Origin of the sequence: Frankia sp. KB5 (assembly GCF_002099325.1) — a bacterium.
Classification (GTDB): domain Bacteria; phylum Actinomycetota; class Actinomycetes; order Frankiales; family Frankiaceae; genus Frankia; species Frankia casuarinae.
In genome coordinates, this window is sequence record NZ_MRUJ01000417.1 from 1 (window position 1) to 964 (window position 964).

Below are 964 nucleotides of genomic sequence, written 5' to 3' on the forward strand. Positions count from 1 at the left end.
AAGAACACCTTGAACGAGGCGATGAGGACAAACGACTGGACGACCTGGATACCCAGGCAGCCGAAGAACGCCCGCCACCACCAGAACGCCATCTTCTCGGTCAGCGGRTGGCCGTGCCCGGCCAGCGCTATCGGCGCCGCGCCGATGAGCGCCACCTCGATGGTGATCCGGGCGATGTACGTGCACAGCAACGCGACGATGGAGCCGGCAAGAAAAAGGCCGAGAAAGATGACGAAGACGCTGCGGCCGAGGCCGCCCGGAGTCGGCGCGATCGACCCGAGGACGATGTTCCTCAGCTGCCCGGCGGCGGTGTCTGGATTCAGCCCCTGACCGAGAATCGCGCCGGGCAGCACGTTCGCGCCCTGGATGGCTTTCGTGGCCAGGAACTGCGACAGCCCGGACGCGAGGAAACCCACCGGGATACGCGGAGCGATCTCTTTGATCGAGATGCGGGACTGGACCGTCCCCAACGACATGACGGTGATCCCACCGAACATGATCAGCGTGCCGTAGGCGGTGGCACTGATCGCCCACGACGTCGACCACATTTCACCGATCGCGGGAAGCTGGGACGGTTCCGGCGTGGTCAGCAACGTGCGGCCCAGCAGATCCAGCAGCGGGTTGAGCGCGGCGGTCACCAGCGTACGGAAAAATGCGGTAATGGCGTTGTTGATCGCGTTGGTAATCCATCCGACGATCCCGCCGCCGCCGCCGCCGCCGTCCCCGTCGCCGTTGCCTGGCGCCGGGGGCGTCGTGTGCGGTACCGGTGGAGCCGGGACCTGGGGCGTGGTTGTGCAGTCCGGGTTGTCGGCCGGGCACGGCTCGGCGGGAGCGCCGGTGCTGCCCGTGCCACCGTCGTCGGGCGGGGTGTCCGGGGTGTCGGGTGTGGCATCCCCGCCGGAGGGAGCCGGTGTCGCCGGCGGCTCCTGGCCCGGAGGAACCGGGGACGGTCCAGGCTGCGGGT

General features: G+C 68.4%; 1 pseudogene. It reads right to left on the reverse strand.

Annotation, left to right across the window (positions count from 1 at the left end):
* Window positions 1–964, reverse strand: a pseudogene (locus tag KBI5_RS24930) (hypothetical protein); the annotation flags it as partial.